This window comes from Hungatella sp. SB206 (genome assembly GCF_051132295.1).
Taxonomy (GTDB): Bacteria; Bacillota; Clostridia; order Lachnospirales; family Lachnospiraceae; genus Hungatella; species Hungatella effluvii.
Genome location: NZ_CP096603.1, coordinates 2,995,178 through 3,013,862, shown reverse-complemented (window position 1 = coordinate 3,013,862; position 18,685 = coordinate 2,995,178). Strand labels below are relative to the sequence as shown.

The 18,685-nt window shown below is 50.1% G+C and carries 15 protein-coding genes; 4 read left to right on the top strand and 11 right to left on the bottom strand.

The window, feature by feature from the left end; translation table 11 throughout:
- Nucleotides 1–54 precede the first annotated feature (54 nt).
- A complete protein-coding gene (locus M1L66_RS13095; RefSeq protein WP_187020772.1) occupies nucleotides 55–1,188 on the top strand; it encodes an SLC13 family permease in 1,134 nt (377 codons plus the stop codon).
- 18 nt (nucleotides 1,189–1,206) lie between these two features.
- Here the strand turns inward: M1L66_RS13095 and cls are convergent, their stop codons facing one another.
- Nucleotides 1,207–2,757, bottom strand: a complete 1,551-nt coding sequence (cls, locus tag M1L66_RS13090) for a cardiolipin synthase (protein WP_187020774.1) — start codon at nucleotides 2,755–2,757, stop codon at nucleotides 1,207–1,209.
- A 108-nt stretch (nucleotides 2,758–2,865) separates the two neighbouring features.
- Nucleotides 2,866–4,161 (bottom strand): serine dehydratase subunit alpha family protein, encoded by a 1,296-nt coding sequence (locus M1L66_RS13085; RefSeq protein ID WP_434693451.1) that lies wholly within the window; start codon nucleotides 4,159–4,161, stop codon nucleotides 2,866–2,868.
- A gap of 178 nt (nucleotides 4,162–4,339) precedes the next feature.
- Between M1L66_RS13085 and M1L66_RS13080 the strand changes: the two genes are divergently transcribed.
- Nucleotides 4,340–5,299, top strand: coding sequence for an AraC family transcriptional regulator (locus M1L66_RS13080; RefSeq protein WP_187020778.1), 960 nt, complete (start codon nucleotides 4,340–4,342; stop codon nucleotides 5,297–5,299).
- Here M1L66_RS13080 and M1L66_RS13075 read toward each other — a convergent pair.
- The 6 genes from M1L66_RS13075 to M1L66_RS13050 all read right to left on the bottom strand — a co-directional run bounded on the left by M1L66_RS13075 (nucleotide 5,289) and on the right by M1L66_RS13050 (nucleotide 11,937).
- The gene (locus M1L66_RS13075; RefSeq protein ID WP_002600050.1) at nucleotides 5,289–6,128 is read right to left on the bottom strand and encodes a carbohydrate ABC transporter permease; all 840 of its coding nucleotides are present in this window, start codon (nucleotides 6,126–6,128) and stop codon (nucleotides 5,289–5,291) included. The two genes, M1L66_RS13080 and M1L66_RS13075, sit on opposite strands and share 11 nt — an antisense overlap.
- Nucleotides 6,129–6,141: 13 nt before the next feature.
- Nucleotides 6,142–7,047, bottom strand: coding sequence for a carbohydrate ABC transporter permease (locus tag M1L66_RS13070; RefSeq protein WP_025531018.1), 906 nt, complete (start codon nucleotides 7,045–7,047; stop codon nucleotides 6,142–6,144).
- A gap of 77 nt (nucleotides 7,048–7,124) precedes the next feature.
- Entirely contained in the window at nucleotides 7,125–8,453 is a 1,329-nt protein-coding gene (locus tag M1L66_RS13065; protein WP_434693447.1) for an ABC transporter substrate-binding protein, read from the bottom strand.
- Nucleotides 8,454–8,468: 15 nt separating this feature from the next.
- Entirely contained in the window at nucleotides 8,469–9,455 is a 987-nt protein-coding gene (locus M1L66_RS13060; protein WP_187020781.1) for an aldo/keto reductase, read from the bottom strand.
- A 3-nt stretch (nucleotides 9,456–9,458) separates the two neighbouring features.
- Nucleotides 9,459–10,427 carry a uroporphyrinogen decarboxylase family protein gene (locus tag M1L66_RS13055; protein WP_434693444.1) on the bottom strand — a complete coding sequence of 323 codons (969 nt, stop codon included), beginning with the start codon at nucleotides 10,425–10,427 and terminating at the stop codon, nucleotides 9,459–9,461.
- A gap of 58 nt (nucleotides 10,428–10,485) precedes the next feature.
- Nucleotides 10,486–11,937 (bottom strand): Sapep family Mn(2+)-dependent dipeptidase, encoded by a 1,452-nt coding sequence (locus tag M1L66_RS13050; protein ID WP_434693442.1) that lies wholly within the window; start codon nucleotides 11,935–11,937, stop codon nucleotides 10,486–10,488.
- 124 nt (nucleotides 11,938–12,061) lie between these two features.
- Here M1L66_RS13050 and M1L66_RS13045 point away from each other — a divergent pair, with 124 nt between their 5' ends.
- The gene (locus tag M1L66_RS13045) at nucleotides 12,062–13,003 is read left to right on the top strand and encodes a helix-turn-helix domain-containing protein (protein ID WP_002600056.1); all 942 of its coding nucleotides are present in this window, start codon (nucleotides 12,062–12,064) and stop codon (nucleotides 13,001–13,003) included.
- Between the two features lie 145 nt (nucleotides 13,004–13,148).
- Here the strand turns inward: M1L66_RS13045 and M1L66_RS13040 are convergent, their stop codons facing one another.
- Nucleotides 13,149–14,429, bottom strand: a complete 1,281-nt coding sequence (locus M1L66_RS13040; RefSeq protein WP_187020786.1) for an O-acetylhomoserine aminocarboxypropyltransferase/cysteine synthase family protein — start codon at nucleotides 14,427–14,429, stop codon at nucleotides 13,149–13,151.
- A gap of 197 nt (nucleotides 14,430–14,626) precedes the next feature.
- Here M1L66_RS13040 and M1L66_RS13035 point away from each other — a divergent pair, with 197 nt between their 5' ends.
- A complete protein-coding gene (locus tag M1L66_RS13035) occupies nucleotides 14,627–15,730 on the top strand; it encodes a DUF362 domain-containing protein (protein WP_187020788.1) in 1,104 nt (367 codons plus the stop codon).
- Nucleotides 15,731–15,873: 143 nt separating this feature from the next.
- Here M1L66_RS13035 and M1L66_RS13030 read toward each other — a convergent pair whose 3' ends face one another.
- Nucleotides 15,874–16,362, bottom strand: a complete 489-nt coding sequence (locus M1L66_RS13030) for a YbhB/YbcL family Raf kinase inhibitor-like protein (protein ID WP_434693439.1) — start codon at nucleotides 16,360–16,362, stop codon at nucleotides 15,874–15,876.
- Complete coding sequence (locus tag M1L66_RS13025; protein WP_187020792.1) at nucleotides 16,359–18,302, bottom strand: LTA synthase family protein; 1,944 nt, start codon at nucleotides 18,300–18,302, stop codon at nucleotides 16,359–16,361. Before M1L66_RS13025 ends, M1L66_RS13030 begins: the two co-directional genes overlap by 4 nt.
- Nucleotides 18,303–18,685: the final 383 nt, after the last annotated feature.

Sequence of the window (18,685 nt, the reverse complement as noted above, 5' to 3'; positions counted from 1 at the left end):
AGCCTTGCACCGATAACGCAGTCACAGCACTGCACTGCATAAGGAGGCTAACTCTTGAACCTTACACGAAAGGCCATCGGCGGCCGCATTCTGGCCGCCGCAAAAAAAGATACAATTCTGACGGTTTCCCTGGTCTGTGCCGTCTTTTCCATGTTTCTCGTCCCGCCCTCTGCCGCCTACATCGGATACGTGGACTTCCGGGTCCTGGCCCTTTTATTCTGTCTGATGGTGGTGGTGGCCGGATTTCAGGAATGCGGCCTCTTCGTCCTGATGGCGAGGAAACTGCTTTCCGGCGAGAATAATTTCCGGCAGCTCTCCTGGATGCTGGTTATGCTGCCCTTCTTCTGTTCCATGCTGATCACCAATGACGTGGCTCTCCTAACCTTCGTCCCCTTTACGATCCTCATTCTGGATATGATCGGCGAAAAGAAGCATATGGCCTGGATCGTGGTGCTCCAGACTGTGGCGGCAAACTTGGGGAGCATGGCAACCCCGGTAGGAAACCCGCAGAACCTCTTCCTGTACGGACGTTTTTCCATACCGGCAGGCAGCTTCTTCGCGGTCCTGCTGCCCTTAACCGCTCTGAGCTTCCTGCTCCTCACCGCGGCAGTATTTTGCATTCCCCGGATCCCCATGCAGATCCGATTTGACGCTCCGGCGGCGGCCCCGGAAAAAAACGCTCATCCGGCGCTCTTTTTGTTTTTGTTCCTTCTCTGTCTCCTGTCCGTATTCCGGGTTCTGGATTACCGGATCGTGCTGGCCGTCACCGTCGTCTGTCTCCTGCTCTTTGACAGAAAGCTGTTTCTCACCGCGGATTACCTTCTGCTCCTCACCTTCGTCTGCTTCTTCCTGTTCGCAGGCAACATGGGGCAGCTCGACTGGTTAAAGCGCTTTATGGCAGAGATTCTGAACCGGAATCCAGTGCTGTTCTCCGCTCTGACGAGCCAGTTTATCAGCAATGTTCCGGCGGCGGTGCTCCTCTCCGGTTTTACTAACGACTGGAAACCGCTCCTGCTCGGGACAAACCTGGGAGGTCTGGGAACGCCCATTGCCTCGCTGGCCAGCCTGATTTCTCTGAAATTCTACATAAAAGAACTGCCAGATAAGGTTTCCCATTATCTGGCAGTGTTCACCGCAGTCAATATAGCATTTTTTCTCATTCTGTACGCGGCGGCCAGCTTCCTTTAGAAGCGGCCGCACGCAGTTCTACATAAGCGGTGCAAACAGCCGCAGCACGCGCCCCGCAAACTTCTTATACCACGGATAGTGCCGGCACTCCTCCAGAGTGATTACCTGGCTCTTGGCCAGCGTCTCCTTAAAGTCCCTCTCCACATCCTTAATCACCTCATTGCGGTAAATATAGGCCGCACACTCAAAGTGCAGATACAGGCTTCTGTAATCCATATTGATCGTGCCGACCACCGCCTTCTCGTCATCGCTGGTAAAGACCTTGGCATGGACAAAGCCCGGCGTGTACTCGTAAATCTGCACACCCGCACGGATCAGCTCCTCATAATGCGCCTTGGCCAGCAGGAACGCGTACTCCTTGTCCGGAATATGGGGCATAATGATGATCGTCTCGACGCCGCGCTTAGCCGCAAACTGCAGGGCCTGTACCAGTTCGTAGTTGAGAATCAGATACGGCGTCATAATATGCACGTAGTTTCTGGCCGTATTGATGATATCGAGGTACACCAGCTCTCCCACGGTCTCCTGATCCAGGGGACTGTCGCCGTACGGGATCACGAAGCCCTCCATGGACAGCTCCGGCGGATAGAAAAATTCCGGATCCCTCAGATACCGGCCGTAATCCTCCGGCTCCTTCTCCGTAATATTCCACATCTGGAGAAACATCATCGTAAAGCTGGTGACCGCGTCGCCCTTCACCATGATGCCGGTATCCTTCCAGTGGCCGAAACGCACCTTCCTGTTGATATACTCATCCGCCAGGTTAATGCCGCCCGTAAATGCCGTGTGCCCGTCTATCACCAGGATCTTTCTGTGGTCCCGGTTATTCTGATAGGTGGACAGGGCCGGTCTGATCGGCGCGAACATCTTGGCCTTTAAACCCTTGGACCTCAATTCTTTGGGGTAGCTGTACGGAAGGAGGACGAGGCAGCACATGCCGTCATACATAAACCGGACTTCCACGCCTTCTGTCACCTTACGCTCCAGAATCTCCAAGATGCTGTCCCACATCTCACCGCGTTCCACGATAAAATATTCCATGAAAATGAAGCGTTTCGCCTTCTCCAGCTCCTTCTTCATGTCCTCGAACATCTCTTCGCCTACCGGATAATACTTCACATTGGTGCTGCCGTAGACCGGATAGCTGCCCGAGTTCTCGATATAAGCGGCCAGATTGGCGTTGCTCCTGCTTGTTTTTGCCAACTGCTCCATATAACGGGGATTCTGTTTCAGATACGGCTGCGTATCTGAGATATTCTCCCGCAGCCTCCTGTTTATGATCTTCCCTTCCCACTGCAGCTCCAGAAAGAGATAGAGCAGCGTGCCGAACACGGGAATCACCGTAATCGGAATGATCCACGCCAGCTTAAAGCTTGGATTCTCATCCTTATTTACGACATAGAGGATTACAAATGCGCTGAGCAGCGTAAATCCTCCGTAAATATAGACCATGTAATGACTCAGGAAGCGGAAACCTGCAAGCAGTATCGATATCTGCAGCAGCAGTGACATCACCACAAACGCAGTTCGCCCGAATATGATCCTCAAAAGTTTTCTAGCCTTCTTCATCCTTTGTCTCCTCTCCTGTATAAATCATTACACATTATACACCATGTGACTTTAATGTGCAACAATCCCAGAGAGAAGACCGCCTGCCAGCCCCCTTGAAGTTACAGTTCACTCCCCACCAGGGGCACCGCAGTCCGTCATAATCCGTATAATCTCCCGATCCGTCTCTTTCATACCGTCTTTGCCCAGACGGCCGATATTCCGGATCGTGTTTTCTACCCCTTTTGAGACAATTCCATCCCCGCCGTAAAACTGCTGGCCGTTTAAATACATGGAATATCCCAGGATACCGGCATCCACAGAGGCCGCGATCTTCGCAGCGCAGGATGGCTTCGCCCCGTCACAGACAATTCCTGAAACAATAGCCAGGCTGTTGACCAGCGTATGTGCGATCGCCTTAAAATCCGCGCCTTTCAGCCATGCGATGCCGCATCCTGCCCCGCTGCCGGCACTGACGGCACCACAGTATGCGGACAGGCGGCCCAACCCCGTCTTCAGATGGATGGCAATCAGATTGGAAAGTACCAGTGCCCGGTAGAGCCGCTCTTTGCTGCACTTCAGTTCCCTCGCGTATTCGATTACAGGCAGCGAGGCAGCCAGACCCTGATTCCCACTTCCCGAGTTAATGACGACCGGCAGCTCACAGCCGCTCATCCTGGCATCAGAAGCCGCCGCGGCCGCCGCCCTGGCTCTCACCTCAACTCTATTTCCGTATGCTTTTAAGATGGTCCTTCCGATGTTGGCTCCGTAGCTGTTCCTGAGCCCTTCCTTTGAGATTGCCGTATTATATTCAATCTGGCAATCCAGAATTTCACTGATTTCCTCCGTATCCACCGAATTGGAAAACTCACAGATGGATTCCACACTCAAAAGAGTCCGGTCATAGTCCGGTCTTCTTGCGGCTTTCTGTTCAGCTATTTCCCACAGGACTTCTCCATTCCGTTCCATCAGCACAATCTTTGTATGGCAGCCGGTAATTCTTACCCTGGCCTGATTAGATCCGCAGTATACGGTCACCGCCATATCCAGCACCTCCTCTGTCTCCAGAGGCCGCACCTCGATATGGTTCTCTTCCAAATAGGCTTTGATCTCCAGCTTCTGCCGCGCGGTCACATCAGAGAGTACCTCCAGTTCCCGTTCTTCATTCCCCGCCACGATCCCTGCCGCTGCCGCTGCCTCAATCCCTTTCAAGCCGCCCGTATTGGGAACTACGACGCTTTTTACATTTTTAATGATATTTCCGCTGGCCTCTACCACACATCGGTCCGGTACGGCTCCAAGAACCGCTCTCGCCTTCGCGCAGCAGTATGCCAGAGCAATCGGCTCCGTACAGCCCATAGCCGGCACCAGCTCCTCCCGCAAAATCTTCATATATGCCTGATATCTGATATCGTCTTTTGTCATCTCCAGGTTCCTCGCATTTCATCTCTTTATTATTTTTGAATCTCCCCATGTACTGTTTCCCATCTGTCATTCAGACCGTACTTTACCTATCCGGTCGCATATCCGATTTCCTGCTTTACAAGAAGAAATGGACAGAGTATGATAGTTATATTGTTACTTAAAACAGGAGATGGGCCCAATGTTCCAGTATCACGGTTATTTAGTCGAATTAGAATACAGGGAATACAAACTTCCCGAAAGCTTTCCCTGCATAGCTCTTCTGCAAGGCGAATTCTCCTTCTCCCCCGGAAGCAGCGGTCCCCTGACCTACCTCCATTTCCACAACTGCGTGGAAATCGGAATCTGTCACGCCGGCGGAAAGGACCTTTATGTAGAAGACAGTCATGAGCGCTTCTGCACCGGTGATATCAGTGTAATCCCGCCTTATACCATCCATATCTCTCAAAACCGGGAGGGGCAGGAAGGGGAAGACTGCGAATATCTCTATTTCAGTCCCGAGGAACTTTTAAAGCCGTTCTATCCAAATGGTATACCGGAGCATCTTCTCTGGTATAACAGAAATCAAGGCTGCTCCTGTGTATTTCCCATGGAGCGTTTTCGTGTTCTGTATCAGTTGATCATATCTGTCTTCGATGAACTGCGCCGAAAGCGTCCCTACTATCATAATACTGTCCGCGGACTGATTCTGGCCATGATGGTAGAGCTATCCCGGATCAACGGACTGGAAAATACCGTTCATTCCTTCGAGAGACTGCGGGATATGACGCCGATTCTTCCGGCGCTGGAGCTCATTGGCAGCAATAACGCCACTTTTATAACTACCGCTCAGCTCGCCGGCGCCTGCCATTTAAGCGTCGCCCAGTTTGGCAGGATCTTTAAACAGATAATGACACAGAGTCCTGCGGATTACATTCGAATGGTAAAGCTCCAGAAGGCGTGCGAGCTGCTCTACAGCACGGAAATGAGCATCCTGGATATCGCATTGGAATCCGGTTTTCAGTCTCTCTCCGCCTTTAACCGCGCGTTCCTCAAGTCTTACCAGAAAAGTCCCAGTAAATGGCGCCAGGAAAAGTGCAGCGTCCGGAAGAAAAATGTCAGATATTCCCCCTATCTTCCCAGCGTACGCTCTAACCTTTGATGCCGCCCGCATTAGCCATTCCTTTAATAATCTGCTTCTGTGCCATCACGTACACGATCAGGACCGGAATAAGCGCCATTAAGGTGCCCGCCATTAAAAGTGCAAACGAAGTACTGTGTTCCGCCTGGAAGTATTTCAGTCCCAGCTGGAGCGTTCTTTTGCTGTTGGAGGTAAGGAAAATCAGTGGGGCCAGGTAGTCGTTCCAGCAGCCCATAAATGTGAATATGGTCAGTGCCGAAAGCCCCGGTTTTACCATAGGCAGGATGATCCTGAAACAGATTTCCAGATGGGTACAGCCATCAATTTTTGCCGCCTGGGAGTACTCCTCCGAAATCCCCATAAATGCCTGTCTGAGCAGGAATACTCCAAATGGAGTGAAGCTCTGGGTCAGGATTAATGACAGATGGGTATCCGCCAGCTTCAGCTTCGAGATTACCATAAACTGAGGGATCATGATGACCTGCCACGGCACCATAAGTGTGGCCAGATATAAAAGGAATAGCTGGTCCCGTCCGCGATAGCGGAGTTTTGCAAAGGAATAGGCTGCCAGCGAGCTGGTCAGCAGTGTCAGTACTGTAATAATGACCGACAGCCTGATTGAATTCCAATAGTAATTTAAATACGGAATTTTCGTAAATACATCCTGAAAATTTTTCCAGCGGATCGAGGAAGGAATCCACTCGATGGGAAACCGGAAAACGTCCTGCTCGAATTTAAACGCGGTGGAGGTCATCCACAGAAATGGCAGGATTGTCACTGCCGCAAAACAAAAGAATACGAGGTAAGATAATACCTTACCGGTAATGCGTTCTGCTGTACTCTTGTTCATAGGAATCTCCTCTCTAATAATTTACCCATTTTTTCTGTCCCTGGAACTGGATCATAGTCACAATAAATACAAGTACAAATAACACTACGGCATAGGCCGAGGCATAGCCAAACTTGTAGTTCTGAAAAGCTTCCTGATAAATCCTGTATACCAGAACATTGGAGGAACGTCCCGGACCGCCGTCTGTCATAATATTTACCAGGTCGAATACCTTGAAGGAATTGATGATGCACATGACAGTACAAAGAAACGTGGTTGGTGATAAAAGAGGCAGCGTAATGCTTTTAAACTTTTTCCATGGACCTGCCCCGTCAAGGGAAGCCGCCTCATAAAGTTCTTCTGAGACAGACTGTAAGCCCGACAGAAACAAAACCATATAATACCCCATATTTTTGATGATTGAGACAATGGTAATCGTCGTCATGGACCATGCTGTCGAAGTCAGCCATTTCGGCGGATTTGCCATTCCCAGTATGGTGAGAACACTGTTCACCGGGCCTTCTCCGCGAAACAGCGCCATAAAGATCACGCCAAAGGCCACGCTGGACGTCAGCTGCGGGAAGAAAAAGATTGTCTTAAATACTTCGCTTCCCTTTAGCTTCTGCTGAAGCAGCACGGCCAGCAGCAGCCCAAATAATAGTGTGAGTGTCACACTGACTATGGAATAATAAATATTATTTCGCAGCGATGTATAAAAATAGTCGTCGCGAAACAGCTTCTTAAAATTAGCAAGACCTACAAATGCCGCATCACTGAATCCGTCGTAATTTGTCAGTGACAGCAGCAGTCCCCATACGACCGGTACCAGTGTAAATATGAAAAAACCGATCATATTTGGCAGCAAAAACAAGTATCCGGCTATTTCCTCTCTCCTGGCCATTTTCGAAATTTTGATTTTTGTTTTCTTCTGATTCTTCAATCGTACCACTCCTTCCTGCGTAAACCCGTGCAGACGGATATCCGGCTTATCAGCCGGACATCACGTCTCCCACACGTTTAATTGATCACATCAGCTCTTCTCGATTCAAAATTTTTCATCGTGGTATCGATATCCTGCTCACCTACCATATACAGCTCCATCTCCTCCTTCAGGATCGTCTCTACCTCAGCATACTTGGGATGGTATTTTGTATCGATGGCATTGTTTTCCGAGAATACAATTTTTGCAAGAGTGTCGTCGGACTGCTCCGCTGCCTTTAAGTAAATATCCTTGATCTCGTCATCATTGTACGCGGTCAGCGTACTGTTTTCTGCAATGATCTTAGCTCCGTCATGGGTGCACATCCACTGAATAAAATCGTAAGCCTCAGCCGGATGTTTGCTGGTTTTTGATACAGAGAGAAAATTCATGGAGCACGGCGCCGTATAGTCCCTGGAGCCTTCCGGAATAGGCATTGGCATTACTTTATACTTGAATGGCATTTCACCGCTCTCATACTTTAGATTGTAAGCAGCGACACCCCATGTACCATTCTGGAACATGGCGACAGTCTCAGCCGGAGCTGTGGTGAAAAGTGATCCCACATTCTGCCCCATCTCCAGTTTTTCCTCAAACGGTACGTGACTTCCATCCTCGTGGAGCGCTTTCCAGAGTTCCAGATTTTCCCGGATAATTGTGGTGTCCTCATCCATAACACTTCCGCCCATCTGCTGCATATAGACAAAGTTATCCATGCCAACCAGGCCGCCGTACGTTTTGTCCTTCGTCAATTTTTTTGCCAGCTCCCGGTACTCGTTCCAGGTAAGCTGCTCTGTAGGAACGTCTAATCCGGCTTTCTCAAACAGTTCCTCATTGATAAAAAGCAGCCATACCGCCTGACGGTAAGGAAGGCCGAAGATCCCCTCCTGATTGCACTCCTCGAATACCTGTCCGTATACAGAGGTATCCAGACCGGACTGCTCTACGTAAGAAGTGATATCCTGAATTGTCTTTTTATTCTGATAATCTCCGTAGGGAGCAATTCCATTGACACCCAAAACGTCGAACTCCACCCCGCTGGAGAAGGACGCCAGTATCTTATCCGCGTACTCGGTCGGCGGGAAATAAACCACCTCCACCTCGGCCACGTCGCTCTGGGCATTATACGCCGCCACGGCAGGATCAAGGTATGACTGCTCGTCACTCCAGTCATAGAATGTCAGCTTTACTTTTTCACCGCCGCCCCCGGCGGTCCCATTCTCAGTCCCCGCCTCAGCCTCGGTTTTGCTCTCCGTCTTCGCGCCCCCCTCTGTTCCTGCGCTGCCGTTTCCCGATCCGCATCCTGCCAGTGAGAATGCCATCACGCCTGCCATGCCAAGTGCCAGTAATCTTTTTTTCATCATCATATACCTCTCCTTTTTTTATTTGAGGATCTCTTCGATCCGTCTTTTCTCTTCCGATGTAAATTCCCTGTTCTTCAGTGCAGCCACATTTTCCTCCAGCTGTGCCAGTCTGCTGGCCCCCAGGATCACGCTGCTCAGCCTGCCTGCTTCCAGAGCCCATACCAGAGCCATCTGAGCCAGAGACTGCCCACGCTCCGCAGCTACTTCATTTAATGACGAGGTCATCTCCAAAGTCTCAGGCGTAATCTGCTTCTCAGACAGGAACACACTGTGTCCGGCCGCTCTGGAATCCCCTGGAATCCCGTTTAAATATTTACCGGTCAGAATACCTTGTTCCAGAGGACAGAATGCGATCGCCCCCATCCCCGACGCCTCAATGACAGGCAGCAGTTTTTCATTTTCTCTGTACACCATAGAATAGTGATGCTGATGAATGGTGCACGGAACCTTCAGTTCCTTCAAAATTGCCACTGCTTCCATAAGCTCTTCCCGGTTGTAGTTCGACAATCCTATGTAAAGTGCTTTCCCCTGGTGCACCAGCCCAGCCAGCGCATCCATTGTCTCCCACAACGGCGTCTCTTTGTCGGGCCTGTGATGGTAGTAGATATCCACATAATCCAGTCCCATGCGTTTTAAGCTCTGGTCTAAGGAAGCCGTCAGATATTTTTTGGAACCGCCGTCTCCGTAAGGACCAGGCCACATGTAGTACCCTGCCTTTGTGGAAATAATCAGTTCATCCCGGTATTTTCCCAGATCGCTCTGCAAAATCTTTCCAAAGGTCTCCTCTGCGGATCCCTCCGGCGGCCCATAATTGTTGGCCAGATCAAAATGTGTAATTCCCATATCGAATGCGCCCAGCACCATTTCCCTGGCATTGCTGTATGTGCTGCCATATCCGAAATTATGCCAGAGGCCAAATGACATGGCCGGAAGCTTTAATCCGCCCGCTCCGCACCGATTGTAAACCATGGTGTCATAGCGGGTATCCTTTGCCGCATAATTCATAACCTATTCTCCTCTCCCATATTTCCCGACTGCTTCGACTACCCAGGAAATCCTGTTTAAATCAATATTTCTCGGAAGTGTACAGTCGGCGCCGATAACCACTCCTCTGGTTCCGTGTTTTTCAAGAAGTGCTGCGGTATACGCCTCCACTTCCTCCTTCGTCCCGGAGCAAAGCACGCCCTGAGGCCTGTTATCAAATCCGCCCAGCACACATCTGCCGCCGAAGAATGCCTTTCCCTCTGTCAAGTCCATGTCTTCGATGAAGGTGGCCCAGTTGATCACCTTTGCCGGATAATCCTGCCACACCTCCACCCGGTTTTTATCCCCGGCCCATCCACAGCAGTGCAGAATATTATGATCACTGAACCGGTTAGCGTGCTCTAAGACCTTTAAATCCCCCGGTCTCACGTACTTACGGTACTCCTCCGCCGTAAAACGGTACTCCTCCGCATTCTGTACACAGTAATAAATTCCCGTACAGCCAGCTTCCCGGATCAGCAGTTCGGACAGAAGCGCCGCATCCTGGGCGATGACGTCCATGGCATAAAGTACTGCCTCCGGATTCTGCCGCAGATGATTCATCAGCAGTTCATCGGATGTCGCGAACCGCAAATATGACATGGGGCAGAATACGTTGTAGAAAGCGCACGCCTCTCCGTCCAATCTCTTCACAATCTCCTTCGCCCGTTTCACCTGACCGGTAATAAATGGATGATCCTGACCCATAGGGATCATTTTAAACCAGTCTTCCGGCTCTTTTATCTGGGAAATTATGGAATTCGGATAATCAAAATACCCATCGCACATAATTTTCACCATATCTACATTACACCGATGAAAATAATCAATATGTGCATCCACACACTCCTGATCCAACTCCATATCTTCCGGCAGATGGAACCAGAATCCCACTGGTACCCGGTCTGCTTTCTCATTCTCAAATGCCTTCATCAGGCGCTCTGTCTTTGTCATACTTTCCTCCAATTTTCTGTCTTAATTATTTATATAACCACATCACAGCTGCAGGCAGTCATATATGTCTGTCTAAGTCAATCAGGCACATGGTATAAATGGCCATGGCTTCCAAAAGCTGGCTGATACAGATCGACTCGTCCGCCTGATGAAAGTCACCGACCGGCCGTGCCGGATCCGGACGGTATACCTTCTTTCCCGGCAGCGCCATGCCAAACCCCAGACCTCCCGGCAGTTTTCTTGCATAGGTACCGCCGCTCATCGTGTATGCCGGATTATCATAGCCAGAATATTTATGGTAGCTGTCTGTCAGACACTGCACCACCGGATTATCAGCAGGGCAGTACATGGCTCCCGAATTCTTCCTGACACACAGCTTTAGACCGTAACGGCGGGCCGCCTCCCGCATTTTTTCCAGAGTCTCCGAACCGTCGGAGCAGGCGCCCCGGCTGTCCAAAACAGGATACCGGTAGTCTGCTGTGATTTTAAGCCTTCTCTCACTGCCGTAAGTGACTGCCAGGCCGGTAATTCCCCCCACCAGACAGCCGGATACCGTGTCCGATACCGCAGCGCCGATTCCTGTCCCATAGCCGTCGCGTCCGCAGTCACGCAAAAACTCTATCCATTGATTTTCTCCGGCACTCCTCTCATTCAGGCCGCAGGCCATCAATTCTTTCGCCAGATTTGTCACCGCACTTTTTCCCTGCTCCGGACTGATGATGTGGGCCGCTCTTCCGGAAGCTTCCACTACAGTTCCATGTTCCCCATCCATAACCGTTATTTCAGGAGATAACCGGAGACGCTCCTTCTGCTCTTTTGTCACTACGCCGGAGCGATATACGATACGAGCCTGATCGGGGATCGAGTTGGCACTGCTACCCCCTTCCACGGAAATAACTGTTTCGGGCAGAAGCTCCCGTGTCTCAAACACCAGACTTAAATTCCCCTTTTCCCCATGGCAGACCGGAAATCCGCAGTCGGCCACCAGAGACACCTCCGGCATTGGCACATGAGCAATCATATAGGCGGCATCATCCATCGTATTTTCCTCACTGCATCCCACATAGAGACTGTAATTACAGTTAAGGGAAACGAATTCTTTCAGATAGAGCAGCACATAGAGGATTCCCACTGCCGATGATTTATTGTCCTGAACGCCTCTCCCTATGAGGAAATCATCCACAACAGTCATTTCATAGGGCGGATAGGTCCAGCCGTTTCCCTCCGGCACCACATCCAAATGAGACCAGATTCCAATTTCCTTCCCACTGCCGGAAGCAAACGATATTTTCCCGCCGTAATAATTGAAGCAATCCGTTTTAAAGCCTTTCCCGGCCGCCAGTTCCAGCATGGTATCCAATACCTTCCGGCATCCCTTTCCAAACGGAAGCACATCGGAGTCCGGTTCTGAAACACTGCGGATATTTACAATTCTTCTCATATCTTCTATAATGTCATTGCGATGACTCTCCATCCATCGCCTTACAGCATCGATTCCAGTTTCCGTCATATAACCTCCTTTCCTTCTTTTACAGGTATCATTCCTTTCATTTTTGCAGGAAGGATTGTCTGTACTGATATGAGAAGTATAGCGGATGTAATATAAAAATTCTTTGCATGAAGGAGCGAAAACTATGCAAAATCGATCACCGTCATCGACTGATCTTCAATATCGCCATTATAATCTTCCATTGGAATTCCCTTCCTTTGCTTTCCTGGGAGACCGGTGGATTCTTCCCGATCATGCCGATTCCATGCATTTTCACAACTGCATGGAGATCGGATACTGTTTAAGCGGTCATGGCACATTCTACGTCGAGCAGAAGGCTCTTGCATTTTCTGAAGGTGATATCTGCATCATTCCAGAAAATACAATTCATATTTCCTGCAGTGACAGCCGCGTGGTCAGCCACTGGGAGTATATCCTTTTCGATCCCAAGCTTATGTTTCCTACCGGCGATTTTCACTTAATCGCAAAAGACAGCCGCCTTCTCTTTGACGATCCGCAGTTCTCCAATTTATTTTCGAAACAGGAGCATCCCGCTCTGATTTTCTTTGTATGCAGGATGTTCGAGGAATTCTATCACCATGAAACCGGGTACCGGGACGCCTTAAGAGGCCTTTTCATGGCCTTTATTACAGAGTATCTCCGCATCTGTCCCGATCGGAAAATCAGCGGCGAGGCCAGGCAGAATCTGCGTATCTATCCAGCTATTCTGCACATCCGGAGCTTCTACAGCCAGAAAATAACCGTGCCCGGTCTGGCGGCACTCTGCGGACTGAGCGAGCCACATTTTCGCAGGATCTTTGAGGAAATCATCCATTTGCCGCCGCTCGACTATATCCATCATCTGAGGATCCGGCAGGCGTGCTACTTTCTGGTACATACAAATACACCCGTCAGTGAGATATCCAAAATGGTGGGGTTTTCCACACTCTCCAGCTTTAACCGCCAGTTTCAGATGGTAACGGGCACTTCACCGCGGAAATGGAAGGCAAAAAACAGGGACAGCATGGAATCTCACCGGATAACGTCACTTGATTCCGGAGAAGATATGGGCTTTTTTGCGAGATAACTAGTACAGCATTCACTGTTAATTACGCAATGCTGTACTAGAGCTCCCGGCGCACAAAAAGAACCCGGCAGGCATAAAAATCATGCCTGCCGGGTTCCTCTGTACCGACCAGATACCTTATTCTTTTCGTTTCTGCCGCCTGTCTCTATTCCAGTGCCTGGCGGATATCTTCAATAATATCATCCACGTTCTCGATTCCAACACTGAAGCGGATCATAGAAGGATCCACGCCCGCTTCCACCAGCTGCTCATCGGTCAGCTGTCTGTGGGTATGGCTTGCCGGATGAAGCACGGAAGTACGCGCATCCGCAACATGAGTCACGATGGCGGCCAGCTTCAGGCGGTCCATAAATGTAACGGCCGCGTCGCGTCCCCCCTTCAGTCCAAAGGAAATTACGCCGCAGGTTCCGTCCGGCATGTACTTCTGAGCCAGATCATAGTACTTGTCCCCCTTTAATCCCGGATAGTTTACCCACTCCACGTCATCGCGGGTTTTTAAGTATTCCGCCACGCGCAGCGCGTTCTCACAGTGGCGCGGCACACGTAAATGCAGCGTCTCCAGGCCAAGATTTAAAAGGAATGCGTTCATCGGGGACTGGATAGAGCCAAGATCACGCATAAGCTGAGCCGTCGCTTTCATAATATAGGCCATCTTTCCGAATTTCTGTGTATAAACGATGCCGTGATAAGATTCATCCGGAGTGGTCAGTCCGGGGAACTTCTCCGCATTCGCTTCCCAATCAAAATTGCCGCTGTCCACGATGCAGCCGCCCACGCAGGTTGCATGGCCGTCCATGTACTTTGTGGTAGAATGGGTCACAATATCGGCGCCCCACTCAAACGGACGGCAGTTGATCGGAGTTGCAAACGTATTGTCAATAATCAGCGGCACGCCGTGTCTGTGTGCTGCCCTCGCAAACTTTTCAATATCCAGAACCACCAGGGCCGGATTGGCGATAGTCTCACCAAATACCGCCTTCGTATTCGGCTTAAATGCCTTCTCCAGCTCTTCCTCTGTCGCATCCGGATCCACCAGAGTCGAATCAATTCCCAGTTTCTTAAGTGTCACGGTAAAGAGATTGGTCGTTCCGCCATAGATTGCCGCAGAACTGATCACGTGATCTCCCTCCCCGCAGATATTTAAAATAGAGAAAAATGACGCTGCCTGTCCTGAGGATGTCAGCATCGCAGCCACGCCGCCCTCCAGTTCACATATTTTCGATGCCACCGCGTCGTTCGTCGGATTGGCTAAGCGGGTATAGAAATATCCCTCGTCCTCCAGATCGAACAGTCTGCCCATCTTATCGCTGTCATCATATTTAAATGTAGTACTCTGATAGATCGGAAGTACTCTGGGTTCTCCGCTCTTCGGCTGCCATCCACCCTGAATACAAACTGTCTCTCTGGAACGCTTATTCTGGCTCATGATTCTTCCTCCTGTGTTGTTAAGTCATATTTTCTCCCTAGTTTATCACAAAATTTTCCATAATTCAATATCCTGTCTGCGAAGGCTGAACTGTTACTGCGGAGTTACGGAAACAAAGAAAACATCTTGAACTCCTCACCCATTTACAGTATAATATCTAAATGGAAATTTTTATCAATCACGCACAGGAGGTGCACATGGATAAATCAAAGGTTTACTATACGAATTTTCACACCACATTTTCAGAAAATCTGCCGCAGAAGCTAAAGAGGCTTATTAAAACTGCCGGCATGGAGGAGATTGATTTTCAGAACAAATACGCGGCAATCAAGATCCATTTTGGAGAACTGGGCAACTTATCTTTTCTCCGTCCAAACTACGCAAAGGTCGTCGCAGACCTGGTTCGTGAAAACGGCGGAAAACCGTTTCTGACCGACTGCAACACGCTGTATGTCGGAAGCCGCAAGAACGCCCTGGATCACCTCGACACCGCTTACGAGAACGGTTTTTCCCCCTTTTCTACCGGCTGCCACGTTCTGATCGCCGACGGTTTAAAGGGCACCGATGAGGCTCTGGTGCCCATCGATGGTGACTACATAAAGGAAGCAAAGATCGGACGCGCCGTCATGGATGCCGATATCTTCATCTCCCTGACCCATTTCAAGGGCCATGAGAGCACCGGTTTCGGGGGCACCTTAAAGAACATCGGCATGGGCTGCGGTTCCCGCGCCGGCAAGATGGAGATGCATAACGCCGGGAAGCCCCACGTCGCGCAGGATACCTGTGTCGGCTGTCACGCCTGCGAGAAAAACTGTGCGCACGGAGCCATCTCCTTCCAGGAGAAAAAGGCCTCTATCGATCATAATCGCTGTGTCGGCTGCGGGCGCTGTGTCGGAGTCTGTCCGGTGGATGCTGTGGAGACAGACTGTGATGAGTCCAACGACATCTTAAACTGCAAGATCGCGGAATACACGTATGCAGTCGTGAAAGACCGTCCCTGCTTCCATATCAGCCTCGTTACAGACGTCTCGCCAAACTGTGACTGCCACTCCGAGAACGATATCCCGATTATTCCCAATGTCGGCATGTTCGCCTCCTTCGATCCGGTGGCCCTCGATATGGCTTGTGTGGACGCCGTCAACAGCCAGCCGGTTATTGCGGGAAGCATTCTGGAAAAGCACGGCAGCGAGCACCACGACCACTTCACAGACGTTCACCCGGATACCAACTGGAAAACCGCAGTAGAACACGGTGTAAAAATCGGTCTTGGAAATAAGGAATACGAGTTGATTAAAATTTAAATACGGAATGCCTTGTAATCAGTGGAATCGCAATAAAAAGAATGCCTGAAGCAGACCGGATCAACGTATGATCCCTGGGTTTGCTTCAGGCATTCTTTTTTTAACAAATTGATCTTCGACCAATTTCCAGCCTGTTTCCTCTCCTACATCCCCCGCTTATACTTCCCGCACAGCTCTCCTTTTTGCAGCACATGCCCTTCCATCGCCTTCAGAAGCTCCTTTTTCCCCGCAGTTCCCTCCAGCGGAAGAAGGCAGTCAAGGACGTAAAACTGAAAAACATATCTGTGCGTATTCCTTACAAAAACAGGCTGCTTCGGTCCCCGGTATCTGTTTTTTCCATACCCGCGCCCCTGCACGGCATTTCCCAGTTCTTTTACAACCGCTCCACAGGGGATATTTTCCGGAATCACGGCCATTGCCGGAAGGTTCCAGATCAGCCAGTGATTATAAGCCGGGATAAACGGGATATCCAGATCATCCATAATCACGGCAATCGAAACCGCATTGTCACAGAGATTCTCTAACTCAAACCCCGGTGATATATCTCTGCCAAAGCCGGTATACTCCCTGGGTATATTTCCATTATTCTCAAATGCCCGGCACACTGCCTTCAATTCCCTGTTGTCGCTCATGATCCTTTCCCCTTTTCCCTGACTCCCTCTCCCAGCGGAATCTTGTCCCTTCCGATCTGCCAAACCGTAATATCAGCATCCGTGACTTTTTTCTCCGGAATATTCCTGGCAATGATCAGTTCCGGCCACACGAATGTGGTCTCCACCGCCTTTCCGTCCAGGCAGATTTTGGAATACGGTGTAAAATTCTCGCCGTACACCAGAATATTGGAATCGTTATACACAATATCATCAATGGTGATGGGATCGATTCCCATCTGTAAATCTGTGGTCTGGTAGGGATTTTCCCTGCCATACACCTCCCTGTCTCCGTACAGGATATCGTATTCCAGCGCCTTCATATCGGCCAGATACGTCTCCTCATCCTCCATGCCGCCATCCAGATAGTTCTGATGGAACCGCATCATGGTTCCCTCATGAATCCCCAGCATATCCAGCACGTGGGCGGCCAGCTGATACGCTTCCACATCCACCTTCTTCTTCGGAAGATTCATGTTGTTCCAGACCACATACTCCGTCTGGTACAGGGATTTGTTGATCATCTCATCTTCCGTCCATTCGAAACTGGGAAGATGGTCACCATACATGACAAGCACGATCGGTTCCTCCCGCGTGCGGAGCGTATTGACAAGAGAACGGATAAAATCATCCATCTCATTAATCTGCTCACAGTAATACTCAAAATCTGGATACTTTCCGTGACCCTGAACCGATATGGTATAGATAAAGTCCGGTCCTTCTGTGGAATCCAGCGTCTTAATGATCTCCTTGACCAGGATCTTATCCTTACACCAACCGGCCGGATTTCTCTCGATATTGTTCATGTACTCAATGGGCGTAAACGTATCAAATCCGATCTGGGCAAACACATTGTTCCTGTCATAGAATGTCGCCTCATTGTTATGGATGGCATGAGCCGTATATCCGAGATTTTTTAAATCGAAGGCTACGCTTTCACAGGAGGTCTTCTTCAGCACGGTTTTATAGGGATACTCTCCTGGTCCGAAGAAATCCAGATTCATCCCGGTGATGGCTTCAAATTCCGTATTGGCTGTGCCCGCCCCAACGGATGGCACATTTAAATATCCGTGTGGATAGCTCTTCTGAAGACGGTGAAAAAATGGGATAGGATCGTAGTCCTCCCCCGTACCGGATTTAAGATTGCCCGTCACCGGATTCTTCTTCCACAGGAGCGGGTCGAAAAAGGACTCCAGCTGGATCATAATGACATTCGGCTTCGTACTGGCCGAGACCGCATATGTATTTTCCGGAACCAGCTCCTCCGCCTTAATCACCTCGATCGTCTCCGTACCATAGTCCTCCGGCTTGGAGATTCCCGTGTTAAACATGGAATTGGCAAAGCAGTAGGGGAACCCGTATGCCTGAAACGCCGCTCCGATATTGCCGAAACGCACCGCCACCAGCCCGGTGTTCATGGCAGCTGTCGTCAGTCCCAGAACCACCGCCGCGCTGATCCCCACAACCGCCGTGCCCTTGACGTAATTGACCTTTTCCCGGCTGACCGGTGCAATCCGCCACACAAACACGCAGAATACCGTCACCACCACCAGGGCCGCCGCTATCATAACCAGCTGCATCCAGGTGAAATACGTGGTCGCAATATTGGCCGCGTACTTGATCAGCCTGAAATCCGCCGCCGTAAACGGAGTCGTCCGAAAAATCAGGAGTATTCCGTTCACGACTCCCATTCCCAGCCAGACAATCGACAGCACGATTGCCCCAAACACCCTGCGCCTCGTAAGAAACAGCACCGTAAACGGCAGGGCGATAATGCATGTATTCAAAAGGAAGACCAACGGACTTTCCAACACATAGGCCAAAAGCACTGCAAACGACTTCCTGCTGATAAACTCGATCAAAAAATTTAAAACAGCTGCCAGAATCACAATCTTCCCCAGCCGTTTCCCATATGCCTTCATGGCGGATCTCCTTTGTACCTCATCGTACTTCATTTCTTTAGAATCGGATTTAGTCTACCACACTTTACTTGAAATTTACATACCTGTTTGCAAAATTTAGGAAAAATGTAAAAAACAGGTTACGGTTCGCGGCCCCTTTGTCCGCTCCCGCCGTCCGGTCTGTTCTGGCGGTTGGCATGACCTTTGCTGTGACTTTGCAGGGCATTAGCGGTTCTTAACGCGCAGAATTTTTCGTTCAGGGGAAATGCCCACCTGTTTGAGCGCAGCGAGTTTGGGCATTTTCTCTGGCTTTTAGAAAAATACTGCACGTTTAGAACCGCTTATGCCCTGCAAAGTCACAGCAAAGGTCATGCCAACCGCCAGAACAGACCGGACGGCGGGAG

Excerpts from the sequence above, each read along its gene's own strand:
- cls (WP_187020774.1), bottom strand. The coding sequence starts at position 2,757 with ATGAAGAAGGCTAGAAAACTTTTGAGGATCATATTCGGGCGAACTGCG.
- M1L66_RS13085 (WP_434693451.1), bottom strand. The coding sequence starts at position 4,161 with ATGACAAAAGACGATATCAGATATCAGGCATATATGAAGATTTTGCGG.
- M1L66_RS13080 (WP_187020778.1), top strand. The coding sequence starts at position 4,340 with ATGTTCCAGTATCACGGTTATTTAGTCGAATTAGAATACAGGGAATAC.
- M1L66_RS13075 (WP_002600050.1), bottom strand. The coding sequence starts at position 6,128 with ATGAACAAGAGTACAGCAGAACGCATTACCGGTAAGGTATTATCTTAC.
- M1L66_RS13065 (WP_434693447.1), bottom strand. The coding sequence starts at position 8,453 with ATGATGATGAAAAAAAGATTACTGGCACTTGGCATGGCAGGCGTGATG.
- M1L66_RS13060 (WP_187020781.1), bottom strand. The coding sequence starts at position 9,455 with ATGAATTATGCGGCAAAGGATACCCGCTATGACACCATGGTTTACAAT.
- M1L66_RS13055 (WP_434693444.1), bottom strand. The coding sequence starts at position 10,427 with ATGACAAAGACAGAGCGCCTGATGAAGGCATTTGAGAATGAGAAAGCA.
- M1L66_RS13050 (WP_434693442.1), bottom strand. The coding sequence starts at position 11,937 with ATGACGGAAACTGGAATCGATGCTGTAAGGCGATGGATGGAGAGTCAT.
- M1L66_RS13045 (WP_002600056.1), top strand. The coding sequence starts at position 12,062 with ATGCAAAATCGATCACCGTCATCGACTGATCTTCAATATCGCCATTAT.
- M1L66_RS13040 (WP_187020786.1), bottom strand. The coding sequence starts at position 14,429 with ATGAGCCAGAATAAGCGTTCCAGAGAGACAGTTTGTATTCAGGGTGGA.
- M1L66_RS13035 (WP_187020788.1), top strand. The coding sequence starts at position 14,627 with ATGGATAAATCAAAGGTTTACTATACGAATTTTCACACCACATTTTCA.
- M1L66_RS13030 (WP_434693439.1), bottom strand. The coding sequence starts at position 16,362 with ATGAGCGACAACAGGGAATTGAAGGCAGTGTGCCGGGCATTTGAGAAT.
- M1L66_RS13025 (WP_187020792.1), bottom strand. The coding sequence starts at position 18,302 with ATGAAGGCATATGGGAAACGGCTGGGGAAGATTGTGATTCTGGCAGCT.